Annotated in this window: 1 protein-coding gene and 1 pseudogene; both read right to left on the bottom strand. The window is 48.9% G+C overall.

From position 1 onward, the window contains the following. A pseudogene (locus tag R8O11_RS26775) lies at positions 1–356 on the bottom strand (hypothetical protein); the annotation flags it as partial. Then, the coding region (locus tag R8O11_RS26770; protein ID WP_318194816.1) for a peptidoglycan-binding domain-containing protein at positions 356–789 on the bottom strand (434 nt) is incomplete at its 5' end. The gene R8O11_RS26770 and the pseudogene R8O11_RS26775, both read right to left, overlap by 1 nt.

The raw sequence follows: 789 nt of genomic DNA, 5'->3' as shown, positions 1-789 counted from the left end.
TCTAGATCATCCAATGACAAACCTAAGTCGTCACGACGATGCGTAGATGCTGTGCTCGTGACGGGAGTAGCCGTTGTCGGATCTGGAGCCTCACTCTCGTTGGCATACTCGGAGGGTTGCAAGAATGTCCCAATGTCGCGAGATAACTCGGCACTCGGCCATTCTCGTGGCAGTTGAGCAAGATCCGTTGATTCTGGATAATCTAAAACTTCAAATGGTTGTACGACTTCCGCCACCACTACCTCTGGCGTAACCGCTTGAGTCTCTGGCGTAAGCAAATCTAAATGCCACGCAACCGCAATCGCTGACACGCTAATAGGCACAAGAAAGAGTCCAACATGTTTGATGACTGACATTACGCCTCCTCCTTGTTAATGCTTGCTAGTGTTGGCGCATTAGGTTGCACACTTTGTTGTAAGCGTTCTAACGTGCGATGACCCGCAATGCCATCCACACCGATGCCTTGCCAACGTTGGAACAGTTCCACTCGCTCTTTTAACGCACCGTCAAAAATAGACGTTTCCAGTGGTGATTCACTGACCGCCTTGGCAAGCAATTGGTCAAGCACTTCGATCGCCGGCCCTTCCATATCTAAACGCAACGTCTCTTTAAGCGGCGCTTGCCACAATTCAATGATGTTGCCCTGCCACATTGGTTTCAGCCACGAAACAGGTAAACGTAGACGCTGTTTGCCATTGAGCACTTCTACTTGGTCGTTGCCAACTGCATACAAAATCACGTAACCAACATCGCCTTGATAATTCAGCTCTAAAATAACCGGTCGATTTT

The organism is Vibrio sp. 1288, from assembly GCF_033344475.1.
This window is presented reverse-complemented; position numbering and strand designations above follow the sequence as displayed.